At 65.4% G+C, this 25496-nt stretch carries 17 protein-coding genes, 1 tRNA gene and 1 pseudogene; 18 read left to right on the top strand and 1 reads right to left on the bottom strand.

Annotated elements, in window-relative coordinates; genetic code table 11:
- Positions 1 to 84: 84 nt before the first annotated feature.
- From EGM71_RS04570 to EGM71_RS04490, 18 genes and pseudogenes are all read left to right on the top strand, one after another.
- Positions 85 to 177 (top strand) — tRNA-Ser (locus tag EGM71_RS04570).
- Positions 178 to 625: 448 nt separating this feature from the next.
- The gene (locus EGM71_RS04565) at positions 626 to 967 is read left to right on the top strand and encodes a hypothetical protein (RefSeq protein WP_032958217.1); all 342 of its coding nucleotides are present in this window, start codon (positions 626 to 628) and stop codon (positions 965 to 967) included.
- A 44-nt stretch (positions 968 to 1011) separates the two neighbouring features.
- On the top strand, positions 1012 to 2019 hold the full coding sequence (locus EGM71_RS04560) for an OmpA family protein (RefSeq protein ID WP_223224536.1): 1008 nt from the start codon (positions 1012 to 1014) through the stop codon (positions 2017 to 2019).
- Between the two features lie 538 nt (positions 2020 to 2557).
- On the top strand, positions 2558 to 2830 hold the full coding sequence (locus EGM71_RS04555; RefSeq protein WP_014036176.1) for a hypothetical protein: 273 nt from the start codon (positions 2558 to 2560) through the stop codon (positions 2828 to 2830).
- Between the two features lie 112 nt (positions 2831 to 2942).
- Positions 2943 to 3089, top strand: a pseudogene (locus EGM71_RS20980) (hypothetical protein); the annotation flags it as partial.
- A 3-nt stretch (positions 3090 to 3092) separates the two neighbouring features.
- The gene (locus EGM71_RS04550; RefSeq protein WP_262975132.1) at positions 3093 to 4472 is read left to right on the top strand and encodes a hypothetical protein; all 1380 of its coding nucleotides are present in this window, start codon (positions 3093 to 3095) and stop codon (positions 4470 to 4472) included.
- Positions 4469 to 5254, top strand: coding sequence for a hypothetical protein (locus tag EGM71_RS04545; protein ID WP_075675203.1), 786 nt, complete (start codon positions 4469 to 4471; stop codon positions 5252 to 5254). The genes EGM71_RS04550 and EGM71_RS04545 overlap by 4 nt, the downstream gene beginning before the upstream one ends.
- Before the next feature lie 15 nt (positions 5255 to 5269).
- Complete coding sequence (locus tag EGM71_RS04540; RefSeq protein ID WP_188488055.1) at positions 5270 to 6085, top strand: TadE/TadG family type IV pilus assembly protein; 816 nt, start codon at positions 5270 to 5272, stop codon at positions 6083 to 6085.
- Positions 6069 to 6737, top strand: coding sequence for a hypothetical protein (locus tag EGM71_RS04535; RefSeq protein ID WP_188488053.1), 669 nt, complete (start codon positions 6069 to 6071; stop codon positions 6735 to 6737). Before EGM71_RS04540 ends, EGM71_RS04535 begins: the two co-directional genes overlap by 17 nt.
- Before the next feature lie 10 nt (positions 6738 to 6747).
- The gene (locus EGM71_RS04530) at positions 6748 to 6933 is read left to right on the top strand and encodes a hypothetical protein (protein WP_014036171.1); all 186 of its coding nucleotides are present in this window, start codon (positions 6748 to 6750) and stop codon (positions 6931 to 6933) included.
- The gene (gene cpaB, locus EGM71_RS04525) at positions 6930 to 7724 is read left to right on the top strand and encodes a Flp pilus assembly protein CpaB (RefSeq protein ID WP_188488051.1); all 795 of its coding nucleotides are present in this window, start codon (positions 6930 to 6932) and stop codon (positions 7722 to 7724) included. The genes EGM71_RS04530 and cpaB overlap by 4 nt, the downstream gene beginning before the upstream one ends.
- Positions 7711 to 9207, top strand: a complete 1497-nt coding sequence (locus EGM71_RS04520; RefSeq protein WP_188488049.1) for a type II and III secretion system protein family protein — start codon at positions 7711 to 7713, stop codon at positions 9205 to 9207. The genes cpaB and EGM71_RS04520 overlap by 14 nt, the downstream gene beginning before the upstream one ends.
- 13 nt (positions 9208 to 9220) lie before the next feature.
- On the top strand, positions 9221 to 10945 hold the full coding sequence (locus EGM71_RS04515; RefSeq protein WP_188488047.1) for an ATPase, T2SS/T4P/T4SS family: 1725 nt from the start codon (positions 9221 to 9223) through the stop codon (positions 10943 to 10945).
- The gene (locus tag EGM71_RS04510; protein WP_075675207.1) at positions 10938 to 11792 is read left to right on the top strand and encodes a type II secretion system F family protein; all 855 of its coding nucleotides are present in this window, start codon (positions 10938 to 10940) and stop codon (positions 11790 to 11792) included. Before EGM71_RS04515 ends, EGM71_RS04510 begins: the two co-directional genes overlap by 8 nt.
- A complete protein-coding gene (locus EGM71_RS04505; RefSeq protein WP_075675208.1) occupies positions 11789 to 12679 on the top strand; it encodes a type II secretion system F family protein in 891 nt (296 codons plus the stop codon). The genes EGM71_RS04510 and EGM71_RS04505 overlap by 4 nt, the downstream gene beginning before the upstream one ends.
- Positions 12680 to 12689: 10 nt before the next feature.
- Positions 12690 to 13073, top strand: a complete 384-nt coding sequence (locus EGM71_RS04500; RefSeq protein ID WP_053085946.1) for a DUF192 domain-containing protein — start codon at positions 12690 to 12692, stop codon at positions 13071 to 13073.
- Complete coding sequence (locus EGM71_RS04495; RefSeq protein WP_188488045.1) at positions 13070 to 13756, top strand: TadE/TadG family type IV pilus assembly protein; 687 nt, start codon at positions 13070 to 13072, stop codon at positions 13754 to 13756. The genes EGM71_RS04500 and EGM71_RS04495 overlap by 4 nt, the downstream gene beginning before the upstream one ends.
- A 1-nt stretch (position 13757) precedes the next feature.
- Positions 13758 to 14384, top strand: coding sequence for a hypothetical protein (locus EGM71_RS04490; RefSeq protein ID WP_188488043.1), 627 nt, complete (start codon positions 13758 to 13760; stop codon positions 14382 to 14384).
- An 82-nt stretch (positions 14385 to 14466) separates the two neighbouring features.
- Here the strand turns inward: EGM71_RS04490 and EGM71_RS04485 are convergent, their stop codons facing one another.
- On the bottom strand, positions 14467 to 25368 hold the full coding sequence (locus EGM71_RS04485) for an autotransporter-associated beta strand repeat-containing protein (protein WP_188488041.1): 10902 nt from the start codon (positions 25366 to 25368) through the stop codon (positions 14467 to 14469).
- Positions 25369 to 25496: the final 128 nt, after the last annotated feature.

The following is a 25496-nucleotide window of genomic DNA, read 5'->3' as shown; positions in this document are numbered from 1 at the left end:
CCGTTGATCGGGGTGCTTGTGTCCGGCCGCGCCGCCCGCTAGAATCTGCGCCCCTGCTGAGGCGTTTGCCGATGGCAGGGATCCGGAGAGGTGTCCGAGTGGTTGAAGGAGCACGCCTGGAAAGTGTGTAAGCGTCTAAACCGCGCTTCGGGGGTTCGAATCCCCCTCTCTCCGCCAGACAAATGAAGAAGCCGCCCTCTGGGCGGCTTTTTTATTTGGCTGGCTGGGGACGCGAAGTGCGCTGCGCGCGCTTCGCCCCAAACGTTGCTGAGCAACGTTCGGGCCCCTCCCCTTGCCGGCCTCTCCCCGCCCCTGTCGGGGCAGCCCCTCAACAGAGGGGCTTGTTGCTCCAGATCCATCAATGGATCTCCGCCATGCAGGGACGTCAGACCCATCAGTAGATCCACGCCATGCGTGGATGCCCGGCCGACCGCCCCGCTTCCACGTTCGACGGCCGTCCAACGCCAGGATCTGCTCCACGTCACGGCCGCCCACCCTCCTGTCCACGCCCTGACCACTGGCCGTGCCATGGTGATGCAACGACACGCTGGCACTCACTGCCTGTTGCTATGCTCGGGCCACAGGGGATTGATGCCCGCTAACGGGCCGGATGAGGAACATCAACATGCGGTATTTCATGACGAAGCTAGTGATCACCTCCGCCTTGCTGATCGGCAGCGGCACCGCAGTCGCACAAGGCGGCGGTGCGGCGCAGTTCGGCGCACTGGGAGGCACGCATGCAGGCAACGCCCTGGCGTGCGGTGCAACCCCGGAACAGGCCGCCAAGCTGCGCGCAAGCCATAAAGCGCAGGCAAAAACCGTATTCGGTGCCGAAGCAGGCTTCGACCAGGCGTATGACACGGCCGAAGCGCAGACGCAGAAGAAGATCACCGATGCCTGGAAGAAGGGCCAGTACAAGCCCACCAGCGAAGTCTGCAACGAATTGATGAAGCAGGTGCGTTCATGATGCAGAAGCATGGATCGACGATGTCCGCAGTGCGTGCGAGCCTGTTGGCCGCCAGCCTGGTGCTGGCACTGGGTGCCTGCAAGCGCGCTGGCGAAGCGCCCGCAGAAGGTGGCGCTTCCCCGGCCGCACCTTCCGGCGCCGCAGCCGAACCATCACCGCAGGCTGCCTCGGCCGCGGATGGAAGCCAGAAGGCCGCAGCCTTCAATATTGCCGAGCTGCCCGTATCGCAGGCAACCATCGGCAGCTTCCCCTATCTCGGTCTGCCACAGGGCTACACCAGCCAGGATGTCGTAGACAGCGAATTCGATCGTGTACCGTTCTGGACCGGTGATCGTGTGGAGTGGATTGAAGGCAAGGTTCATTCGTCGGTACTGCAGAGCAGCAGAGATCACCCGTATTCGCAGCTGGAACTCAGCCGCAATGTGCAGAGCCTGGTCGAGGCCCTGGGTGGCAAGCGTATTTTCTCCGGCACCATTCCTGCCGATGCATCGCGTGACATCGGCAACAGCAAGGCGGCGACCACCTATGTCGGTGGCATCGGCGACATCTACAACGAACCCGCAGAAACCTATGTCATCCATCGCGAAGATCGCGATATCTGGATTCACCTGGGCTCGGGTGGAAACTCCGGTGGCCTGCTCGTCGCAGAGACAAAGCCGGTGCAGATCACGGCCAAGGTCATTGAAGCGGACACCCTGAAACAGGCACTGGACAGCAGTGGAAAGGTGTCCATCCAGGTGAACTTCGCAACCGACGCCGCCGAGATCCTGCCCGATTCGGAACCACAGATCGCACAGGTCACCCAGCTGTTGAAGGCCGACCCACAGCTTCGTCTTTCCGTGGAAGGGCACACCGACAACAGTGGCAGCCAATCGCACAATCAAACGCTCTCGCAAGCGCGTGCGGAGTCGGTACGCACGCGTCTTGTCGGCAGCGGAGTCGCCACTGATCGCTTGACGGCCAAAGGCTATGGCCAGAGCCAGCCGGTCGCCGACAATTCAACCGAAGAAGGGCGTCGTGCCAATCGTCGCGTGGAGCTGGTCAAGCGCTGATATCACCACGACGTTACTGCGCTGAAGCACTCCGGAGAAAGCACATGCCCTGCATGTGCTTTTTTCTTTTCCGCGCCGCGCGGCCATTCGTTTCATTGCAGATCCGGCGAAGTAAATACATTCGAATCCATCGTTCGAATTCAATACGAACGGGGCTCTCCACGCGCCACCGGAACGCGCCAGAATTCCGACACGCCCGGCCACCCGCGTGACATAAATGTGTCAGTTGAATGTTAATTTCTTCACCGAAAATGGGTGCATCTAGCTCAAATTTGACGTGATTATGTGCAGGCAATTGTTAATCTGCAATGCACATCACATTTTCAAATATTTCATTGCATATCGGAAAAACCTGACTTGTATCGTCAATTTTCTGTCGATAGGCTTGGCCCCGTTCTCGAACAAGCGACAAATTTTCGACGAACCAGGGTGTGAGCTTCCTGTCTTTACCTCGCCCTGCCATTAATCAGGATCCCCCAGCGGACACGCCGAATATCCCGCACACCCGGGAGGATTCCTGCCATCAAGGAGGAAATACATGGAACGCAGCCGTCGTCACATCCGTTTTTCCCGTAAGCAGGCCGGTCAGGGCATGACCGAGTACATCATCATCACCGCGCTGATCGCCATTGCCGCGATCGGAGCCGTCACCTTCTTCGGAGGCACGGTTCGCAGCCAGGTGGCAGGCATGTCGAAAGAACTTTCCGGCCAGAGCGCGACGCAGTCGATCAACCGCGCCAAGAACCAGGCCAACAGCGCCCAGCAGGAAGCTGACAAGACCAAGGGCATGGACGCGTACAAGAACAAGTAATACCCCAGCCCTGGCGGCATGAAGCCGCCAGGGCCCTCCCAGCATAATCTCCCTGCGCGCACCGCACGCGGCGCGCGACGGGCAGCCATGGCCTCCGGCCCAGGAATTCGTTATGCGCAGCGCATTGGCTTTGGCACGAAGCCGTGCGGCCCGGGGCGTTTCCAGCCACCGAACGGTCGCCGGCCAAGCAATGGTTCTCGGGCTGGCACTCATTCTGGTTCTGTGCATCGGGATTGTCCTGCTGTTCAACACGGGGCAGGTGGTGAACAAGAAGGTGGAGCTGGTCAACGCGGCGGACGCAGCCGCCTACAGCGTTGCGATCCAGCAGGCACGCGCACTGAACTACGCGGCCTACATGAACCGTGCCCGGGTTGCCAACGAAGTGGCCGTGGCACAGACGATCAGCCTCTATTCGTGGCTGAACCAGATGCACACCACGTCGATCGTCATCCGCACCACGCTGGATGTGCTCTCCGCCATTCCCTACATCGGCGTGGTGTTCAAGGCACTGGCAACCGCCTTCAAGGTCGCCGAACGCATTCTCAAGGTCACCCGCCAGACGTTCCAGCCTGTCGCGCAGGCGGCCATCATCGCCATCGACAAGCTCAACATGATGTTCGCTGCCTCGGTGCAGCTCGTCATTGAAGGCGTATCGCGGCTGGACAGCTACACCATCGCCAAGGATGTGCTGCAGCGGAACTCACCGCAGGCACAGCTGGGCACCATCGGAACTGCGGTGCTCGGCACGCAGCTGGCCACGGCCGAGAACCGCCTGCTGCAGCGCTACAGCATTCCCCGCACCGCCAACGGTGGCTCGGCCACGCAGCGCCAGGGTGCCGATCGCTTCCGCAATGTGGTGATGCAATCGCGTGATGGCTTCAGCAAGAGCCGCAGCGATGATTTCCTCGGTTTCCTGGTACAGTCCGGCGGCACCGACATGGTCGACTACAACCGATGGGCAGCGCTGGACACCATGGCCGTCGAGCTCCCGCTGCCATGGCCGCTTCCCGATATCGATATTCCGGTCGGCTGGGGTGGCGCGCAGGCCGTGGAAAGCTATCGCAACCAGCGTTTCCTCAATGGCTTCGGCAACGGCAACGGCTGGTACTCGGACTGGGACCGCCGCCGCTACCGCCCGTATGGCGAAGCGGTGCGCCGCAATCGTGGCGCGGCGTGGATTGTCGACCGCAGCCAGGATGCCAATGTCCGCTTCGCCAATGGCCAGCATCGCAAGGCCTTCTTCACCGGCTACAACGGCCTGCGCGACTATCACGACGTCAAGGCCGGGCAGGCACTGCAGCCCTACGCCGACAATGACCGTGACCGCGACAAGGTCGGCCCGGTCTTCACCATCTATGCCGAGACCGCCGGCACCAGCGCGCGCACCACGTCAGGCGCCGGCATTGGCGCCCCGGCCGGCTCGCAGATGGAACTGCCGGACAAGATGGCCAACAACAAGATCGCGGCGCTCTCCTCCGCACAGGTGTTCTTCGACCGCCCGGTGCAGCTGCGCATGTTCAGCCGCGATGACCGCAAGCGTGAGACCGGAAATCTGTTCAGCCCTTACTGGCAGGCGCGACTGGTCAAGACCGATGCCACCACCAAGGCTGCCCTGGCGGCAGCCGGAGCCCTGATGCCATGACGTTTGCTGTATTCAATCGCCTGCACCTGTCGATCGCCACACTGCTGATCAGCGGCTGTGGCAGCGCGGCGGACAACGGTGAGCCGGCCGCTGCCAAAAACATGCCTGGCATCCATCTTGACCAGATCGCCGAGACCCTGGTGGATGGCCGCAATGCGGCACGCACCAGCTACCAGCAGGCACTGAGCGACTGCCAGGCGGCCGGGCTGCCGACCCGCGCACTGGAAGACGCCGATGTCGCCCGCCTGGGGACCGTCCGTTACGAAGCCTGGCTTTCCAGCAAAGAAGAAGTGTTCCGTACCCGCGAGTGGCGCCTGCTCAACGATGGCCCCTCGACCAGTTGCCAGTTCCGCCTGGAGACCACCGGCCTGCAGGAGACCCAGAGCGCCTCCGGCGTGGAGCAGGTCGATCTGGCAACCGGAGAGCGCAGCCAGTCGCCTGCCGACAGCGACGGACTCGCCCGCTTTGCCGCCGAGGCCGACGAAGGCACCGCCTCGCCGGGCTTCCAGCGCGCGGGCAACCGCAGGGTCGCCGGCCAACCGTGCAACGCGTGGAAGGATGAGAACGGACGGTTCAGCCAGTGCGTGTGGTCGGCCGGTGCCAGCTGGGGCTTCACTCCCGGTGCGCTGAACGACTACCGGCCAAGCCGCTACGCCATTGTCCTGGAACAGGAACCCCTGGACGGCAATGGCACCCGCCTGACCACGCAGCGCATGACGGTGGGCCAGCCCTTTGAACGCGGCGACCTCGAGGTACCGCGCGAACCGTCCTCCCAACGATGACCTGCTGAGGTAGCCATGGACAGGGAACGCCCATTCCGCGGCGCGCGTCGCCAGCGCGGCCAGAGTCTCACCGAAGTCGCAGTGCTCTGCGCCGTGCTGGTGCCGATCTTCCTGCTGATCCCGATCCTCGCCAAGTACATCCACGCCCGCCAGGCCACCCAGCAGGCCGCGCGCGCGATCGCCTGGGAAGCCACCGTATCACCGGACTACAAACTGCCGGCCAGCGGCCGCCAGCGCGATCTCGCCGTCGACCGCTACTTCGGGCGCGCCAACGACCCCATCGTCAGCCAGGCGCAGACCGGCGCACGCGATGCAGCCGTCGGCGATGTTCTGATGAACACCTTCTCCAACCAGCCGCTGGTACGGCGCGGTGACCTCGCCCTGGTCTCCTACACCAGCACGTCGGCAGGCGGCATGATGAAGAAGATCGGCGACGTGACCTCGATGTTCGGTTCGTTCCCGCCCAACCGCAACGGCCTGACCCAGGCCCAGCTGCGATTGGATGTGCAGGATCTGAAAAGTGCCAATGGCAGTGCTGCTGCCTACCTGGAACCCTTCGATTCGCTGGGCCTGAAGCTGCAGGCCACCCATGTGGTACTGGCCGACCCGTGGAATGCCGCCGGCTCCGGGCTCAAGGTCAACTCGTCACGCTCGGTGATCGCGCAGGTCAAGCCGCTGGTGCCGTCCCAGCACATGGCGGGCGTCGCCAAGGCCTTTGACGGCCTCTCCGGCATCCCGATGATCGGGACGCTGAGCAGGCTTGATCCCGGTTACATCGCGCCCGACGTGGTGCCTGTCGACAAGTTGCCTGCCTATGCGCCGTCGCGTTGACATCCTGGCGGCACTGGCCGCGCTGCTGTTCGCCTGGCCTGCGCTGGCCGCGTCCTGGCCCGACATTCCCGAGCCCGAGGGTGCGCAGAGCGAGTGGGTGGCCAAGGACATGCTCTACAACGGCCTGCCCATGCGCATCTCGCGCTTCACGTCCACATTGCCGGTGTCGTCCATCGTCAGCTACTACAACCGCGAATGGCCCGGGCAGACCGTGATCAACGAGGTCGGCGGCAAGACCGTGATCGGCCATGCACACGGCGAGCACTACGTGACCATCGAGGTATCGGCCAAGGGCAGTGGCAGCCAGTCACAGATCGGCATTACACGCCTGCTCAAGCGCAAGCCCGATGCGGCGGCCGGCGCCGATTTCCCGAAGCCGTCCGGAACGCAGGTGATCAATGACATCACCTACCTGGACACGCCCGGGCGCAGCCTGTCCATGGAAAGCACGCTGTCTCCCTTCCAGACCGATGCCTTCTACGCCAGCCGCCTCCCAGCGGATGGCTGGAGCCGCAGTTCCGGCCCAGCAGGGTGTTCGATGATCGCGCTGCAGTGCGTTGTCCGCTACAGCAAGGGCAGCCAGGAAATGACCATGACCTTCAACCGACACGAGCAGGGAACCTCGATTGTCGTCAACCAGTCGCAGCACTGAGACCACCGCCATGAGAAAACGCATTCCACCGTCCCTACGCCGCCAGCGCGGGGCCGCACTGATCGAGTACGCCGTGGTCGCTTCCGTCGGTGTCCTGGTCCTGGTCGCCGAGCCGAACATCGTGCTCGAGCTGATCGCTTCACTGCGCAAGGCGTACCAGGGGTTCACCTACATGCTGTCGATGGGAGTCGTATGAAGGCGCTCCCGCTGAAAGCCAACCGCAACGTCGTCTTCATCATCATCGCCCTCGCCCTTGGCCTGTTCGCGGCCCTGGTCGCCGTGCGCTACGTGCAGAAGGCGGTGAACGAGCGTGCCGCCCCGCCGGTGGAAATGGTGCCGGTGGCCGTGCCCAAGACCGACATGGAACCGGGCAGCATCGTCACCGTTGGCGACCTTGCAGTGCGCGAAGTCCCCGCCGACCTGCCGCCTGCCGATGCGATCACGCCGGACAATGTGTCCGAGTACAGCGGCCGCATGCTGCGCGCGCCGATCCGCGAAGGTGCACCGCTGGGTGCCAGTGCACTGGTACCGCTGTACGACCAGTTCTCACGCGTGATCGCCAAGGGCAACGTGGGCTACACCCTTCAGGTGGACGAGACGAACTCGATCTCCGGAATGATCGCCCCCGGTGACCATGTCGACATCCTGCTCACCGTCGAGCAGGAACAGACCGGCGCCCGGGTGCTGCCGCTGCTTGAGGACATCAACGTACTGGCAACCGGCAACCGCGTCGGCGAGACGCCGGCCTCGGAAGACCAGCAGGGCTATTCGAACATCACCCTGGAACTGACACCGGCGCAGGCGCAGCGACTCACGGTCGCCGCCAAGGCGGGTTCGATGCGGGTGATGCTTCGCCAGGTGGAGGATCGTGGTGCGTTCGGCCTCAGTGGCATGACGCAGAGGGAACTGCTCGGCAACGGCACGCAGGGTCGTGCTGGCGTGCAATTCATCATTGGGGGCAAAGGGTCGACGAATGCGCAGCAATAATGGAATCCGCAGCCTCATCGCCGCCACCGCGGCCATCGCTGTTGCCACCGCACCACTGCTGGCCGTGGCACAGACCACTGGCACCCAGCTGACCCCGGTGCCGATTACGGTCGCACCGCGCCCCGCCGTCCAGGCACAGCCCCAGGCAAGCACCAACCATGCACCGGTACCGGGCGGGCAGAGCGCCTTCCCGGCGCCGGTTGCCGATCCCGCCTATCGCACCAGCGCATCGGCCATGCCTGCGGTGCCGCTACCCACCCGCGCCCGCATCTATGCCGGCCAGGCTGCCGTCTACACGCTGCCCAGCGGACTCAAGCGCGTGGCCGTCGGTAGTGGCGAGATGCTCGAAGTCACCAACGTCGGCCCGCGTGACCTGATCATGATGGGCATGAAGCCCGGCTCCACCACGGTCCACCTGTGGCTGCAGAACGGCAAGCAGCTGCAGGTGCAGGTGGACATCTCCGAGAACGATGCCGTCAGCCTGGCCGAGACCATCCGTACCCTGCTGGCCGACGTGGAAAAGATCAATGTGCATGCGGTCGCCGACCGTGTGGTCATTACCGGCCAGGACATCAACCCAGGCATCGGCAGCCGCATCGATGCGATCCAGAAGATCTATCCGACGGTGCTGAACTTCACCACCGCCGACCCGGTCGGCATGCGCCCGATGGTGCAGATGGACGTGAAGATCATGGAGTTCGACAGCAATGCGCTGGAAGAACTCGGCATCCAGTGGGACAACGTCATCCGTGGCCCGATCGCCGGCATCGTCAAGGATTTCACCAACAACAACTACTACCGCATGACCCCTGAGCAGAGCCCGGCCAACGGCGTGCTGTTGCCGAACAAGCTGCAGGGAACCCAGGCCTTCTTTGGCATCGCCACACAGATCGGCTCGACGATCAACCTGATGATGAACAAGGGCAAGGCGTTCCTGCTTGCTTCGCCTCAGCTCAGTGCCCGCAGCGGCGGGCAGGCCAAGTTCCTGGCCGGCGGCGAAGTGCCGATCCCGGTTCCGCAGGGTTTCGGCCAGGTCACGGTCGACTACAAGGAATACGGCATCAAGCTCGACATCGAGCCTCTGGTCAACTTCAACCAGGACATCTCCACCCGCATCCTGGCCGAGGTCAGCCGTGTCGATCCGACGGTGACGGTACAGGGCGTGCCGGGCTTCACCACCCGCCGCACCGAGTCGGAAATCAATGTCCACGCGGGGGAAACTATCGTGATCTCCGGGCTGATCGACTCCAGCGCGCAGCAGGATGCCAAGCGCCTGCCGCTGCTGGGCGATATCCCGATCCTCGGCAAACTGTTCCGCTCCGATGGTTTTCGTGGCAATCGCACCGAGCTGGTGATGTTCGTTACCCCGCGCGTCGTGACACCGAGCTCGCAGGAAAACCTCGATGGCCTGGAGCGTGCGCGGCAGATCCAGGAGCGCGGCCAGCAGGCCATGCCGCGCCGGAACAAGAATTTCGTGCAGTAACCGGAGCCGGCGCATGTTCAACATCCTCATCGACACACCCAACCGCGACCAGCGCCGTGTCCGCTGCCTGCACCGTGAATGCGGGATCGGCCGCGGCGACGGCAACCTGGTGGTCCTGCAGGGTTGGAGCATCGCCCAACGCCATGCGGCGTTGAAGCGCGAGGATCAGGGCATCTTCATCGAAAGCCTGGGAGGCCGCTCGCCGGTACTGGTCAATGGCGAACAGGTCAAAGGCAGCCGTGGCCCGCTCACCAGCCGTGACCGCGTGCAGATCGGTGACTACCTGCTGCAGGTGGTGGACGATGACCCTCCGGCCGAACCCATCGCCGACGCTGGTAGTTTCAACGCAGGCGCGGCCAACGACGCGCCAGTGGAGTCCGCGCCGACGCCGGTACCGGCACCGGCGCAGCCATCCAACGAACGCCAGTTGGCACGACCGGAGCAGCTGCCGCCGGACATGGCCGTCTATCGTGCAAAGCTGCATGCCTCCCTGGTCAAGCAGATGGACCTGCGCCGGCTGGATGTGCGCAGCATGGACGATGAATCACTGCGCAACGCCACCATCAAGCTGATCGATGAAGTGATGCAACGGGAGTTTTCCGAGCTTCCCAAGACGATCAACCCGCGCAGGCTGGCCAAGGAAGTGCTCGATGAGGCCATCGGCCTGGGCCCGCTGGAAGACCTGATCGACGATGCGACGGTGACGGAAATCATGGTCAACGCGCACGACCAGATCTTCATTGAACGTGCCGGCAGGATCGAACGGTCCCCCATTGTTTTCACCAGTGACCGCGCGGTGCTCTCTGCCATCGAGCGCATCGTGACGCCCCTCGGCCGCCGTATCGACGAAAGCTCGCCGATGGTCGATGCGCGACTGAAGGATGGCTCCCGCGTCAACGCCATCATTCCGCCGGTGGCGCTGCGCGGCCCGAGCATCAGCATCCGAAAGTTCGCCAAGCGAAAGCTGGAAGGAAAGGACCTGCTCACGTTCGGCTCGCTCAGCCAGCCGATGCTGGAGTTCCTGATCGTTGCGGTGCGCGAACGGCGCAACATCGTCGTGACCGGCGGCACCGGCTCCGGCAAGACCACCCTGCTCAACATCCTTTCCAACTTCATTCCCGATACCGATCGCATCGTCACGATCGAGGATGCGGCCGAACTGAAGCTCGTGCAGCCCAACCTGGTCGCCCTGGAAGCGCGCCCTCCCAACATGGAGGGCAAGGGCCACATTTCCATCCGCGACCTGGTGCGCAACGCGCTGCGCATGCGCCCGGACCGCATCGTGGTCGGCGAGTGCCGCGGCGGCGAAGCACTGGACATGCTGCAGGCCATGAACACCGGCCACGAAGGATCGCTGACCACCGCCCATGCCAACAATCCACGCGAGGCGCTGTCGCGCCTGGAAGTGATGGTCATGATGTCCGGCATGGAACTGCCGATGACGGTGGTGCGCGAACAGATCTCGTCCGCGGTGGACCTGATCGTGCACCAGAAGCGCTTCCCCTGCGGTTCGCGCAAGGTCAGCCACATCACCGAACTGACCGGCATGGAAAGCGGAACCATCCAGCTGCAGGATGTCTTCCTGTTCAAGGCACGTTCCAGTGCCGGACGCGATGGCAAGGTGGTGGGCGAGTTCGTCGCGACCGGTGCGGTGCCGGAGTTCTATGAAGAGCTTGCCGAACGCGGCGTCTCGGTTGACCTGGACATCTTCCGCAGCGGGGGACGGCGGAATGAGTGACATCCTGCTGATCGCCCTGCTGTGTTTTGCCTGCGTGACAGGCTCGGTACTGCTGCTGGCGCGCGCCAGCACCGGCTTCATGGACCGGTACCGCGCCAACTTCATGGACCAGGCGCGGGTCAATCTGGCCGACATGTTCCTGTTCGTCGATCCGCGCGTGCTGTTCAGGACCAATGTCCTGATGCTGCTGGCGATTCCCGTGCTGCTGTGGATCGTCACCGGCGGCAACCTGCTGCTGCCGATCCTGGCCCTGATCCTGCTGGCCGTAGCGCCCCGCAAGATCTACCTGTGGCTGAAGCAGCGCCGCCTCGACCAGATCCAGCAGCAGTTGCCTGATGGCCTGCTGATGCTGGCCGGCAGCCTCAAGGCCGGCGTCGGCTTCAATCCCGCACTGGAAGCACTGGCCCACGATGGCCTGCCTCCGCTGGCCCAGGAACTGGCACTGGTGCTGCGCGAGCAGCACATGGGCGTGCGCACGGAGGAGGCGCTGGAGAACTTCGCCGCCCGCGTACCCATCGCCGACGTGAAGCTGTTCGTGGCTGCCGTGAGCATTTCGCGCGAGGTCGGTGGCAATCTCGCCGAGAGCCTCTCCACCCTTGCCGAGACGCTGCGGCGCAAGCTCATCATGGAGGGCAAGGTCAAGGCGCTCACCGCGCAGGGCCGCCTGCAGGGCATCGTCATGGCAATGCTCCCGGCCGGCCTTGTCGGCTTCCTCGTGCTGTTCTATCCGGAAACGATGAACCCCATGTTCCATACCTTCATCGGCTGGTGCGTCATGGGCCTGATCGGGGTACTGGAATACCTCGGCTACCGTATGTGCCGCAAAATCATGACGATCGACATATGAACGCCCTGCTCATCCTGGTCGCACTGCTTGCCGCTGCCGCTGTAGGGCTGCTTGCATTCGCGCTGCGCGGACTGGTGCAGTCGGTCGAGGTGGACCAGCGCAACTACCAGGATCCGCTGCCGCTGCTGCTGCGCATCCTGTGGCCATTGATCACGGTCGCTACGCGCCTGGCCGGGCCGCGCCTGTCCTCGGCGCAGCTGGAGCGCGCGCACCGCAGCCTGCAATCGGCCGGCCAGGACTTCGTGCTGTCGCCGGAAGAACTGTATGGCGCGCGCATCGTTTCCGCCGCCGTGGCCAGCTCATTCCTCTTGTTCACCATCATCCTGCTGGGCAAATTCGGATTCGGCTCCGTGCTGATGGCCCTGGCGTTCGGCGCGCCCTTCGGTTGGATGTATCCCACGTTGTGGCTGGGCGAACGGCGGAAGGCACGCTCCAAGCACGTGGTCCGCGACCTGCCCATCTTCCTCGACTTCATCACCATGGCCGTCGAGGCGGGCCTGAACATCACCGGTGCGATCGAGCAGTCCGTCGACAAGGGGCCGCCCGGACCACTGTCACAGGAGTTCTCGCGCATGCTGCGTGATCTGCGTGCGGGTCTTCCGCGCGCCGAAGCACTGCGACGCATGTCCGATCGCGCCGACATCTCCCAGTTGACCAGCTTCACCAGCGCCTTGATCCAGGCCGACCGGGTGGGTGCCAGCCTCAGCGACACACTGCGCTCGCAGGCCATGCAACGCCGCGAAGAGCGCTTCCTCCGCGCCGAGAAGCTGGCGCTGGAAGCACCGGTGAAGATGATGCTTCCGCTGGTGCTGTTCTTCTTCCCGCTGATCTTCGTCGTCCTGGCCTACTTCATCTTCCTGCAGATGAAGCAGCAGGGAATCCTGTGAGGCCCCGCGCATGAGAACCGGCGCCCTGATCCGCGACCACCAGCAACTGCTCAGCTGCGTCTGGCATGCCGATCGCTGGCACCAGCGGCTGCGCGGCCTGCTGCTGCGCGCGCCATTGCAGCCTGGGCAGGGCCTCTTGATAACGCCCTGCTCGAGCGTACACACGCTGGCGATGGGGTACCCGCTCGACCTGTTGTTCCTGGACCGCGACCAACGGGCCGTTGGCTGGCGCGAGGCCGTGCGTCCATGGCGCGGCGCCTGGTGCCGCGGTGCCTACTCCACGCTGGAGATGCCGGTGAACAGCCTCAGGCATATCGCTCCGGCGCTGGGCGAGGCGTTCCAATGGTGCCCTTCCCCGCCTGAGGCACCGCCATCCACGAGGGCGCTGCAATGAAGCACATCCGCACATCCATCGGCCGTCAGCGTGGCCAGTCGCTGCTTGAATTCTGCATCGTGGTTCCGGCCTTCATCTTCCTCATCCTGGTCATCTTCCAGTTCGTCCTGATCTATCGCGCCAAGTCGCTGCTGGATTTCGCCACGCTGCAGGCCGCGCGTGCCGGTGCGGTCAGTGGCGTCAATCATTCAGAGATGCGCAGCGCGCTGGAAATGGCGATGGCTCCCCTGTACGCGACCTCACCGGATGCCGCCGGTGCCGTCGCCGCCCGCGCCAAGGTCGCCCTGCTATGGAAGAACCCCTTGCTGTCGCCGAAGATCGAAGTCATCTCGCCCAACCGCGCGGCATACAACGAGTTCCGTGAGCGCCAGTTCGATGGGCGCTACGCATTGCCGAACGACAACCTTGCGTTCCGCGATGCACGCGTCGGCGGCAGCCGCGTCAGTGTGCAGGACGCCAACATCCTCAAGATCAAGGTCACCTATCCGATGCCCCTGATCGTCCCCTTCGCGGACCGGGTAATCGCCGGCCTCTCGGACCTGGTCAGCGGAGGCGACAGCTTCCGGCCCGTTTCGATGCTGATCGAGGACCCGATCACCGGCCACCGCCGCATGCCGATCGAGTCCTATGCCATCGTCCGCATGCAGAGCCCCGTGCATGACAGCAACAACCTGGCGCGCTGACATGCGGATGCTGCTGGCCAGCCTGTTGATGGCAGCAACCTGGACCACGGCCGCGCAGGCCACGGACGCAGCAGACAGCGAACCTCCGCAGGCGCGCCTGCTTGCGCGCGCCTACGGCCTGGGCCCGCTCGGTCCCAGCGCGCCTGGCGGTGAGGTCGAGGTCGAGATCCGCTTGCGCGGGCCGGCCATCCGCATCGACTTCCGCGGCAGCAATGCGCCTGATGCATGGCTGACCACTCAAGGCCAACGCGGCCGGGCATGGTTGGTAAGCGAACGTGGCAACTACACGCTGCCGGTCGCCGACGCCAGTGGGCCCTACTGGTACGACCCCGCCGCCCCATGCCAGACGATCGGCGGGCGCTGCTCACCGGCTCCGGGCGAGTTCATCCTGGGCCGCCTCGCTGCCGGCTGGCGCTATGACAACGCGCATGGCCCCGATGGCACCACCTCCGGCACGTTGTGGATCGATACGCGTACCGGCCTGCTGCTGGGCTACCGCGGACGCACCGGCAACCAGCGTACCGAGCGCGGCCTGCGTGTCACCGAGGTCGCTTTCGATGAAGTGCCCTCGAGCCTGTTCGACCCGCCCGCCGGGTTGCGTCGACGCAAGCAGGATGCGGCGAACTGAGTGGCCTGAGCGACGCGGCGGCACCGGCGCACCGCACCGGTAGATCCACGCAGCGCGTGGATCTACCGTTGGCCCGCTCCCCTTAGAAGCCTACCCGCAGGTTGATCTGCCCACCCACATCGCGGCGGCCATCACCGTGCTGGCCCTGCACGAACATCGACAGCTGGCTGTTGCGACCCAGGCCGACCGCCACACCCACCTGGCTGACCAGTGCGTTGCGTGCCATCACCGCGCTGTAGACATCGAAGGCATCGCCACCGACCGCGAAGCGGTTGCGGCTGGCCACATCGGTGTCACCCGATGCATGCTGCCAGCCCAGGCCGACGGTCAGCTGCGCCGGGAAGCGCTCGCCGCTGCCCACGTCCCAGCGGCCGCGCACGCCCACCGTGCTGACGTTGAGCGTGTCCTTGCCGCCTTCCAGCACCAGTGCGGCACTGCCGCCCTGCTCCACCGCACGATCACTGTCGACCCAGTGCTTCGTGAACTGCACGTACGGCTGCAGCTGGGTCCTGCCGTGGGTCCAGGTCCAGCTACCTTCGACCTGGGCAATGGTCACGTCCGAATCCTGGCGGCTGTACAGGGTCTGGCTCAGCAGCGGCACCTCACGCGTGGTGCGCGTGCGGTAGTCACCGCGCGACACGCTGCCACCGACCGCGAAGCCGTTGTTCCATTGTCCCTGTGCATACAGGCCGAACGTGTTGCCACGCAGGCGGGCCCGCGAACTGCGATCGTACAGGCGCGTATCCAGCCGTTCGTTGCCGGCCGCCGCACCCAGCACCACGTGTTCGCCCAGCCGCCAGTCCACACCCGCCATCACCGCATTGCGGTTGGAACGGATCTCATCACCGTTGCCATCGCCATCCTGCTTGAACACCTTGCCACTGCCGGCCAGCCAGGCCGAGGCGCGCTCGCCCCGCACGGTCGGCAGCTCACTGCCCAGGCGCTGGCGGATGCCCTCTTCCAGGTAGTTGTCGTACAGCAGCACCGCGCGGCTGGCCGCGTGCACTTCACCGGAGAGCTGGTCGAACGCGCTGCGCGCAGTGCCGGCGTCATACATCAGCACCGTGTTGTACAGGCCCAGCGCCGCACCACTCTGCGGCAGGCTGTCCAGCGCCGCAGCAGTGTTGTACTGGTTGCGCGTGTTGGCCACGGTGGTGAACGCTGCGGTCTGCGCCACGTCGATCTGCAGATTGGCCGTGTTGGCGGTGTAGACCGGAGTGATGGTCAGGAAGGCCGACGGCGAGGTTGCCGAGGCGAACTGCCCACTCACGCCACCGCCCGCGTTGACCACCGTGTACTGCTGGCCCTGCTGGTAGCTGGTGCTCGGCGAAATGGTATTCACCTGCACCGTGCTGCCGCCCACGTTGGCGCTGCCGCCCACCTGCACCGTGTCGCTGCCGGTGGCGCCCAGGTCGATACCCAGCGTGCTGCCCGGCGACAACGTCAGGTTGCCGCCCACCGTGATCGTGCCAGTGCCATTGCCTGCACCACTGCCGTTGCCCGGGCCATTGCCCGGCGACAGCACGCCGCCGCTGGACACCGTCACGCCACCGCCGGTACCACCGATGGTGCCCGTGCCGGACAGGGTCGTGCCGCTGCCAATGGTCCACTGGCCGCCGATCGCGCCGGTGACATTCAAGCCACCGCCGGTGACCTGGCCGGTGCCGTTGAAGCCACCACTGTTGCCGCCCAGGTTCAGCGTGCCCGGGCCGGCCTGCACGATGCTGCCACCACCGCTGATGCTGCCGCCGAGTGTGGTGGTGCCACCGGTGTTGATCACCAGGCCGCCGTTGTTGGTGATGTTGCCGGTGATCGAGCCGCTGGCTCCACCGTTGCCGACCTGCACGGTGCCGCCGGCATTGATGGTGGTGCCGCCGGTGTAGGTGTTGTTGCCGGTCAGGGTCACGGTGCCGGTACCGGCCTGGGTCAGGCCGCCGCTGCCGCTGATGGTGCCGCCGACGGTGGTGTTGCCGCCCACGTTGAACACCAGGTTGCCGTTGTTGCTGACGTTGCCGGTGATCGCACCACTCGCGCCACCATTGCCGACCTGCAGCGTGCCACCCGCGTTGATGGTGGTACCGCCGGTATAGGTGTTGTTGCCGGTCAGGGTCACGGTACCGGCGCCAGCCTGGGTCAGGCCGCCGCTGCCGCTGATGGCGCCGCCGACGGTGGTGTTGCCACCCACGTTGAACACCAGGCTGCCGTTGTTGGTGACGCTGCCGCCGATCGCACCGGTGGCGCCGCCATTGCCCACCTGCAGGGTGCCACCGGCGTTGATGGTGGTCGGGCCGGTATAGGTGTTGTTGCCGGTCAGGGTCAACGTACCGCTGCCGGCCTGGGTCAGGCCGCCACTGCCGCTGATGGTGCCGCCCAGCGTGGTGTTGCCGGCCACGTTGGACAGCAGCGTGCCGTTGTTGGTGACATCACCGATGATCGAGCCGGTCGCACCGCCATTGCCCAGCTGCAGCGTGCCACCGGCATTGATGGTGGTACCGCCGGTGTAGGTGTTGGTACCGGTCAGCAGCAGCGTACCGCTGCCGGCCTGGGTCAGGCCGCCACTACCGCTGATCGTGCCACCCAGCGCGGTGCTGCCGGCCACGTTGGAAATCAACGCACCGTTGTTGGTGATGTCGCCAGCGATGGAGCCGGTCGCACCGCCGTTGCCCACCTGCAGCGTGCCGCCGGCATTGATGGTGGTGCCGCCGGTGTAGCTGTTGTTGCCAACCAGGGTCAGCACGCCGCTGCCGGCCTGGGTCAGGCCACCACTGCCACTGATCGCGCCGCCGACGGTGGTGTTGCCCGCGACGTCGAAGACCAGGCTGCCGTTGTTGGCGACATTGCCGGTGATCGCGCCGGTCGCACCGCCATTGCCCACCTGCAGCGTGCCACCGGCATTGATGGTGGTCCCACCGGTATAGGTGTTGTTGCCGGTCAGGGTCAGCGTGCCACTGCCGGCCTGGGTCAGGCCACCACCGCCGCTGATGGTGCCGCCCAGCGTGGTGTTGCCGGCCACGTTGGACACCAGCGCGCCGTTGTTGGTGATGTCACCGATGATCGCGCCGGTCGCACCGCCATTGCCGATCTGCAATGTGCCGCCGGCATTGATGGTGGTGCCGCCGGTGTAGGTGTTGTTGCCAGTCAGCACCAGCGTGCCGCTACCGGCCTGGGTCAGGCCGCCGCTGCCGCTGACCACCGCGCCCACGGTTGCCGTCGTGCCCAGGTTGTAGACCAGGCTGCCGTTGTTGGTGATGTCGCCCAGCACCGAACCGGTGCTGCCGCCGTTGCCGATCTGCAGCGTGCTGCCACCGTTGATGGTGGTGCCGCCGGTATAGGTGTTGGCGCCGCTCAGGGTCAGCGTGCCGGTACCGCTCTGCACCAGGCCGCCGGTGCCACTGAGCACGCCGCCGAAGACGGTGTTGCCATTGTTGCCGCCGGTGGTAAGGGTTGCACCGCCCAGCACCACGCTGGATCCGGTCACACCGGCCAGGCCGCCGATGCTCTGGCTGCCACCTGCGCTGATATCCAGCGTACCGGCACCGGTCAGGTTGACCGTGCTGGCACCGGACAGGCTGCCACCGGCCGCCAGCGCCAATGTGCCGCTGTTGATGGTGGTGGTGCCGGTGTAGGTGCTGGCACCGCCCAGGGTGACCGTTGCTGCACCATCCTTGAGCAGGCCGCCGGCACCGCTGATTGCACCATTCAACGTCAGTGGATTGCTGCCCGCCAGGGTCAGCGTGCCGCCGCTCAACTGCACGGTGTTGGCCAGCGTCAGCGCGCTGGTGGCGTCCAGGCTGGCGTCGCCGCCCACGGTCAGCGTGCCGGTGCCCAGTGCAGCGTTGTCGCCCAGGGCAAGGCCACCGGCGTTGAGTGCCACGCCGCCGCTGAACGTATTGCTGCCGCTCAGGGTCTGCACACCTGCGCCGTTCTTCACCAGGCCACCGGTGCCACCAATGGTGCCCGCGAACGTCGTATTGCCGACGCCGCCGAGGGTGAGCGTGCTGGTGCCCAGCGCCACGGCCGAGCCAGCCACGCCGGCCAGTGAACCGATCGTCTGCGCGCCCCCTGCGCTGATGTCGAAGGCGGTACCGGCATTGGCCAGGTTCACCGCGCCGGTTGCGGCCAGGCTGCCGCCTGCACCGATCGCCAGCGTGCCGGCGTTGATCGTGGTCCCCCCGGTGAAGGTGTTGGTACCGGTCAGCGTCTGGGTCCCCGAACCTTCCTTGATCAGGCCGCCGGAGCCGGCCACCGAACCACTGAATGTACCGTTGCTGGCATCACCGATCGTCAGCGTGTTGGCGCCCAGGTTCACCGTACCGTTGCCGATCAGGGTGCCGAACTGCTGCGTGCCGCTGCCCGCCGACAGGTCGAAGGTCGCCCCCGAAGCCAGGTTGACGATGCCGCTGGCGTGCAGGCTCGCGCCCGCGCCCAATGCCAACGTACCGGCATTGATGTTGGTGCCACCGGTGTAGGTGTTGATGCCGTTCAAGGTCAGCGTTGCGGCACCCTCCTTGGTCAAGCTGCCGGTGCCACTCAGGCTGCCGTTGAGGGTGAGGTTGTTGCTGCCGAGCACGGTCAGCCCGGCGTTGAGGACGAAGTTGTTGGCCAGCGTCACCGCGGTGTTCGAATCGAGCGTGGCATTGCCACCCACCGTTACCGCGCCGGTGCCCAGCGCAGCATTGTTGCCGACCACCAGGCCACCGGCATTGAGTGTTACCCCACCGCTGAAGGTACTGGCGCCATTGAGCGTCTGCACGCCGGCACCGTTCTTGATCAGGCCACCGTTGCCGCTGATCGCGCCGTTGAAGGTGCTGTCCACCGTGCCGCCCAGGCTCAGCGTGCTGCCACCGAGTGCCACCGTGCTGCCGGCCACGCCGGCCAGCGAACCGATGGTCTGGTTGCCCGCGGAGATATCGAGGGTACCGGTACCTGCCAGGTTCACCGCACCGGTCGACGCCAGGCTGCCGCCGGCGCCGATCGCCAGCGTGCCGTTGTTGATGGTGGTACCACCGGTGTAGGTGTTGGCACCGTTCAGGGTCACGGTGGCCGCACCGTCCTTGACCAGGCCGCCGGTACCGGAAATCACACCGCCCAGCGTCAGCGCCTGGCTGCCAAGCAGGTCGAGGTTGGCGCCCGCTGCAAGCCCGATGTTGTTGGCCAGGTTGACGCCTGTCGATGCATCCAGCGTCGCGTTGCCGCCCACCGTCAGCGCACCGCTGCCGAGCGCAGCGTTGTTGCCGACCACCAGGCCACCGCCGTTGAGTGCAACGCCACCACTGAACAGATTGGCGCCACCCAGCGTGAGGACGCCGGCGCCATTCTTCACCAGGCCACCGGTACCGGAAATCGCGCCATCGAAGAGGCTGTTGCCCACACCACCAAGTGTCAGCGTCTGCGCCCCCAGGCTCACCGTCGAGCCGACCACGCCGTTCAACGACCCGATGGTCTGGTTGGCCCCTGCGGTGGAGATATCGAAGCCGGTGCCCGCAGCGCTCAGCGTCACCGCTCCGGAGGCTGCCAGGCTGCCGCCCGGACCAATCGCCAGCGTACCGGCATTGATGAAGGTACCGCCGGTGTAGGTGTTGGCACCGGTCAGCGTCTCGATGCCCGCACCGACCTTGGTCAAGCCACCCGTGCCAGCGATCGAGCCACTGAACGTGCCATTGGTGGCACCGCCGACTTCGATCGAATTGGCACCAAGGTTCACCGTACCGTTGCCGACCAGAGTGCCGAATACCTGCGTGCCGCTGCCTGCAGACAGATCCAGCGTGGCGCCGGTGGCGAGGTTCACGGTACCGCTCGCCGCCAGGCTGGCACCGGCCCCCAGCGCCAGCGTGCCGGCGTTGATGTTGGTACCACCGGTGTAGGTGTTGATCCCGTTCAAGGTCAGCGTTGCGCCGCCATTCTTGGTCAGGCTGCCAGCCCCGGAAAGGACGCCGTTGAGTGTCAGTGCGTTGCTGCCGAGCACGGTCAGCCCGGCATTGAGCGCGATGTTGTTGGCCAGCGTTGCCAGGCCGGTGGTATCCAGCGTGGCGGCACCGCCGACGGTCAAGGCACCCGTACCCAGCGCCGCGTCATTGCCGAGCACCAGCCCGCCTGCGTTGAGCGTCACGCCGCCGCCAAACGTGTTGGCACCGGACAACGTCTGCACGCCTGCGCCCACTTTCACCAGGCCCCCGCCACCACTGATCACGCCATCGAACGCGGCGTTGCTGGCGGTTCCGAACGTCAATGAATTTCCGCCCAGCGCCAGCGTGCTTCCGCCCACGCCATTGAGTGCACCGATGGTCTGGCTGCCACTGGCACCGGAGATATCGAAGCCAGCGCCTGCGCCCAGCGTGACATCACCCGCTGCGGCCAGGCTGCCGCCCGTGCCCAGCGCCAGCGTGCCGGCATTGATGGTGGTACCGCCGGTGTAGGTGTTGGCACCGGACAACGTCAGCGTGGTAGCGCCGTTCTTGATCAGGCTGCCGTTGCCACCGACCACGCCCGACAGCGTCAACGCATTGCTGCCCGGCAACGTCAGCGCAACGCCCGAGCCAAGCGTGACCGCATTGCCGAGCATCACTGCAGCGCCCGCATCCAGCGTGGTGCTGGCATTCACCGCCAGCGCGCCGGTACCGAGCGCACCATTCGCGCCGACCACCAGGCCACCACCGTTCAAGGTCAGGCCGCCGCCGAAGGTATTGGTGTTGTTGAGGGTCAGCAGGCCCGCACCATTCTTGATCAGGCTGCCGTTACCAGCGATCACCCCGCCCAGCGCGACGTCATTGCTGCCGCCCAGCGTCAGCTGCGTACCGGCACCGAAGTTCACTGCGTTGGCCAGGTTCAGCGCCACGGTGCTGTCCAGCGTGGTGGTGCCGCCGATGCCCAACGCACCGGTACCGAGGGCGCCTGCATTGCCCAGCACCAACCCACCCGCATTGAGCGCAAGGCCACCACTGAAGGTATTGGCTCCGGACAGCGTCTGTACGCCAGCACCGACCTTGATCAGCCCACCGCTGCCATCGATGACACCGGCGAAGCTGCCATTGCTGGCGCCACCGAAAGTGAGGGTCTGCGTGCCCAATTCCACATGGCTGCCGGCGATGCCGTTCAACGCGCCGATCGTCTGCCCGGCCCCGGCCGCGGAGAGGTCCAGCGTCGCTCCGGCACCGGCGAGGTCCACCGCACCGGCCGCGGCAAGGCTGCCACCGGCGCCAAGCGCGAGCGTGCCGGCATTGATCGTGGCACCGCCCAGGAAGGTATTCGCACCGGACAGCGTCAGCGTCGAGGTGCCGTTCTTGATCAGGCCACCGGCTCCTCCCACCACGCCGCTCAGGGTGAGGTTGTTGCTGCCCGGCAGGGTCAGCGTGTTGGCGCCCAGGTTCACCGCATTGGCCAGCGAAACCGCGGCGCCCGCATCCAGCGAAACATTGCCGCCGATGTTCAGTGCCCCCGTGCCGAGCGCACCGTTGGCGCCGACCGACACGCTGCCCGCGTTCAATGCAAGGCCACCACTGAAGGTATTGCTGTTGTTCAATGACAGAACGCCGCTACCGGTCTTGATCAGGCCGCCGGTGCCGGTGATCAGTCCGCCCAGCGCGACGTTCTGGTTGCTGACCAGGCTCAGCTGCGCACCGGTGTCGAGATCGATGGCGTTGCCCAGATTCAATGCCACCGAACTGTCGAGGGTGGCGTTTGCACCGACTGCGAGCAGTCCGGTTCCCAGCGCGCCGGCATTGCCCAGCGTCAGGCCGCCACCATTGAGCACCAGGCCGCCGGTGAATGCATTGGCACCGTTGAGCGTGAGCGTGCTGGCACCGTTCTTGACCAGGCCGCCCGCACCGGAAACCACCCCGCCGAGCGTGATCGCCTGCGAACCCGGCAGCGACAACACGGCCCCACTGCCCAGGGTCACATTGTTGGCCAGGCTCAGCGCCGCACTGCCATCAAGCGACGCACTGCCGCTCACGTTAAGCGCACCACTGCCAAGCGCGCCGCCATTGCCAAGCAGCACCCCGCCCGCGTTGAGATTCACTCCCCCGCTGAAGGTGTTGGTGCCATTCAGGGTCAGCAGCGAGGCACCGTTCTTGGTCAGGCTGCCGGTGCCGGTGATGTTGCCGCCCAGGGTGAGGTTCTGGGTGCCCGGCAAGGTCAACGCCGCCCCCAGATTGATGGCATTGGCCAGGTTCAATGCCGCGCTGCCATCGAGCGAACTGTTGCCGCTGACCGTCAACGCCCCGCTGCCGATTGCACTGTTGTTGCCCAGCAGCAGGCCGCCCGCCGTCAGATTCACGCCGCCGCTGAAGGTGTTGGTGCCGCTCAGGGTCTGGATGCCCGTCCCCTGCTTGACCAGGCCGCCGGTACCACCGATCACGCCCGCGAACGTCTGGTTGGTGGCATCACCGAAGGTGAGCGTGCTGCTGCCCAGCGTCACCGTGCTGCCGGCGATACCGGACAGCGCGCCGATGGTCTGGTTGCCGCCGAGCGAGATGTCCAGGTCCGCGCCAACGCCGGCCAGGCTGACCGTACCGCCGGCCGCCAGGCTTCCGCCGCTGCCCACCGCAACCTTGCCGGCATTGATCGCCAGGCCGCCGGTGAAGGTATTCGCACCCCCCAGCGTCAGCGTGGCGGCACCGTTCTTGACCAGGCTGCCGGTGCCACCGATGGCGCCGCCCAGCGTCAGCGCATTGCTGCCCAATACATTCAGCAGGCCACCCGCACCGAGGTTGATGCCATTGCCCACGCTCAGCGCCGCGCTGGCATCGAGCGTTGTCGCACCGCCGACATTCAGCGCGCCGGTTCCGAGCGCGCCGGCATTGCCCAGGACCAGGCCACCGGCATTGAGCGCCAGCCCACCACCAAAGGTATTTGCACCGTTGAGTGTCAGCGTGCTCGCACCATTCTTGACCAGGCTGCCGGTGCCACCGATCACACCGTTGAACGTCAGCGCCTGGTTGCCGAGCAGATTCAGACTGGCACCCGAACCGAGGTTGACTGTATTGGTCAGCGCCAGCGCCGTAGTGCCGTCGAGTGTCGTGCTGCCCCCAACGGAGAGCGTACCGCTGCCCAGCGCGCCCGCATTGCCCAGCAGCAGGCCGCCGCCGTTGAGCGCGACGCCACCGCTGAAGGTATTGGAGCCAGACAGGGTCTGTGTACCCGTACCGACCTTGACGAGCGCACCACCGACACCGCCGATGACGCCGGAGAAGCTGGTGCTGGTGTTCAGGCCACCCAACGTGAGGCTGCGCGCGCCGAGGTTGAGCGAACCGGACCCTGCGAGTGAGCCGATGGTCTGGCTGGCCGCAACCGAGAGATCGAGGTTGGTACCTGCGCTCAGCGAGATCGCACTTGTCGGCGACAGGCTGCCACCGACGCCCAATGCCAGCGCACCACCGGTGACCGCGAAGGAGCCCGTGAGCAGGTTGGCACCATTCAAGGTGAGAGTACCCGGACCCGCCTTGACCAGGTTGCCGGCACCGGAGATCGAGCCGTTCAATGACAACGCATTGCTGCCAAGCAGGTTCAGCGAGCCCCCGCCATTGATCACCAGATTGTTGCCCAGGCTGAAGCCCGCCGTCGTATCCAGCGAAGCGCTGCCACCGACGGTCAGGTTGCCGCTACCGAGTGCACCGGCATTACCCAGTACCAGGCCGCCGGCATTGAGGTTGACGCCGCCGGAGAACAGGTTTGCGCCGCCAAGAGTAACGATGCCGGTGTTGTTGACCGTCAACCCGCCGGTACCGGACAGCACGCCACCCAGGCCGAATGCATTGGTCCCTGCCAGGGACAGATTGCCACCGAGGTTGAAAGCGTTGGCCAGGTTCAGACCCGCCGTGGAGGAGGCAATGGCACCGCCGTTGGCGGTGAACAGCCCTGTACCGAAGGAGGCGGCATTGTTGAAGTTGATCAGACCATCGTTGAGCGTCGTCGGCCCGGTTCCGCCCCATGCGCCCTGCAGGTTCCACGTACCGCTGTTGACGGTCAGCCTCTGGAAGTTGATGTACTGGTTCCAGCCCAGCGTGGTCACCGCCCCACCGGTACCGCTGCCCGGGCCGGTGGGGCTGTTCTGCAGCACCAGGCTGTTGTTGGACGCCGAACCACCGTCGACGATGCCGGCCGCGGCCAGATTCACCGCAAGCGCGCCGACCTGCCCAGCCACGCCGATACCGGCGGTATTGACGCTGGAACCAGACACCGCGGTGAAGGTGTTGCCGGTGACCGAACTGCCCAGGTTCACACTGCCGTTGATGGTTCCCGCATTGAGGAAGGTATTGCCGGCCCCCGACGTGGCCGAACCCTGGAACCCTATGCGGCCGGTAATGGTGCCGGTGTTGTTGAGATTGGTCTGTGCACCACCGTAGCTGACGATCGATGCCGCATCGGCCGTGGTCAACAGGCCTGCGCCAAGGATCGACATGTCCACATTGCCGGCGTTGACGATGTTGCTGACACCGCCGGAAGCGTTCTGCACCACCAGCGCCTGTCCGCCGAAACCGAGGATGGAGCCGATATTGACCAGGCCTTTGATCGCCCCGCCCGCCTGGTTGTTGACGTTGATGGTGTTTCCACCGACGGTGTTGTTGCCCAGCACCATGCCCGACGCCGCCAGGCTCAGGCCACCGTTGAGGGTGGGATCGATCGTGCCCTGGTTGTTCACGGTGATGCCGTTACCGCTCAGATTCACTGCACTTCCGCCAACGATCGGCGGCACGCTGAGCACAGCGCCGGTCTGGATATCCAGCGTCACGCCATTGATGCTGTTGGCCAGCGAATTGGTATTGGAGCCGGTCGCGCAGGTCACCGTGGTGCCTGCGGTAGTGCACGCCGCGAATGCCGATCCACTGGCCAGCGTGACCGCCAGTGCGACCGCCAGCTGGTGCGCCCGCAATCGCGGCATCCGTACCGTGCAGACCGCACTTCCGCCGGCATTCTGGGCGACCTCCGATGCAACCTGCATTACGCCGAGGGCGCGATTGAAAACCAGACGGTAAATGCGGTTCATCGGTAAATCTCCCTGAAAAGACCGGATGGCACTGCGGGCAGTTTTTTTTAAGACGATGCGTCCCATCCCGGCTCCCGACACGGGAACAAGGCCTGGCGGCATTAACTTCTGGAAATCCTCACTTCTTC

The organism is Stenotrophomonas maltophilia (assembly GCF_006970445.1).
Lineage (GTDB): Bacteria > Pseudomonadota > Gammaproteobacteria > Xanthomonadales > Xanthomonadaceae > Stenotrophomonas > Stenotrophomonas maltophilia_AU.
This window is presented reverse-complemented; position numbering and strand designations above follow the sequence as displayed.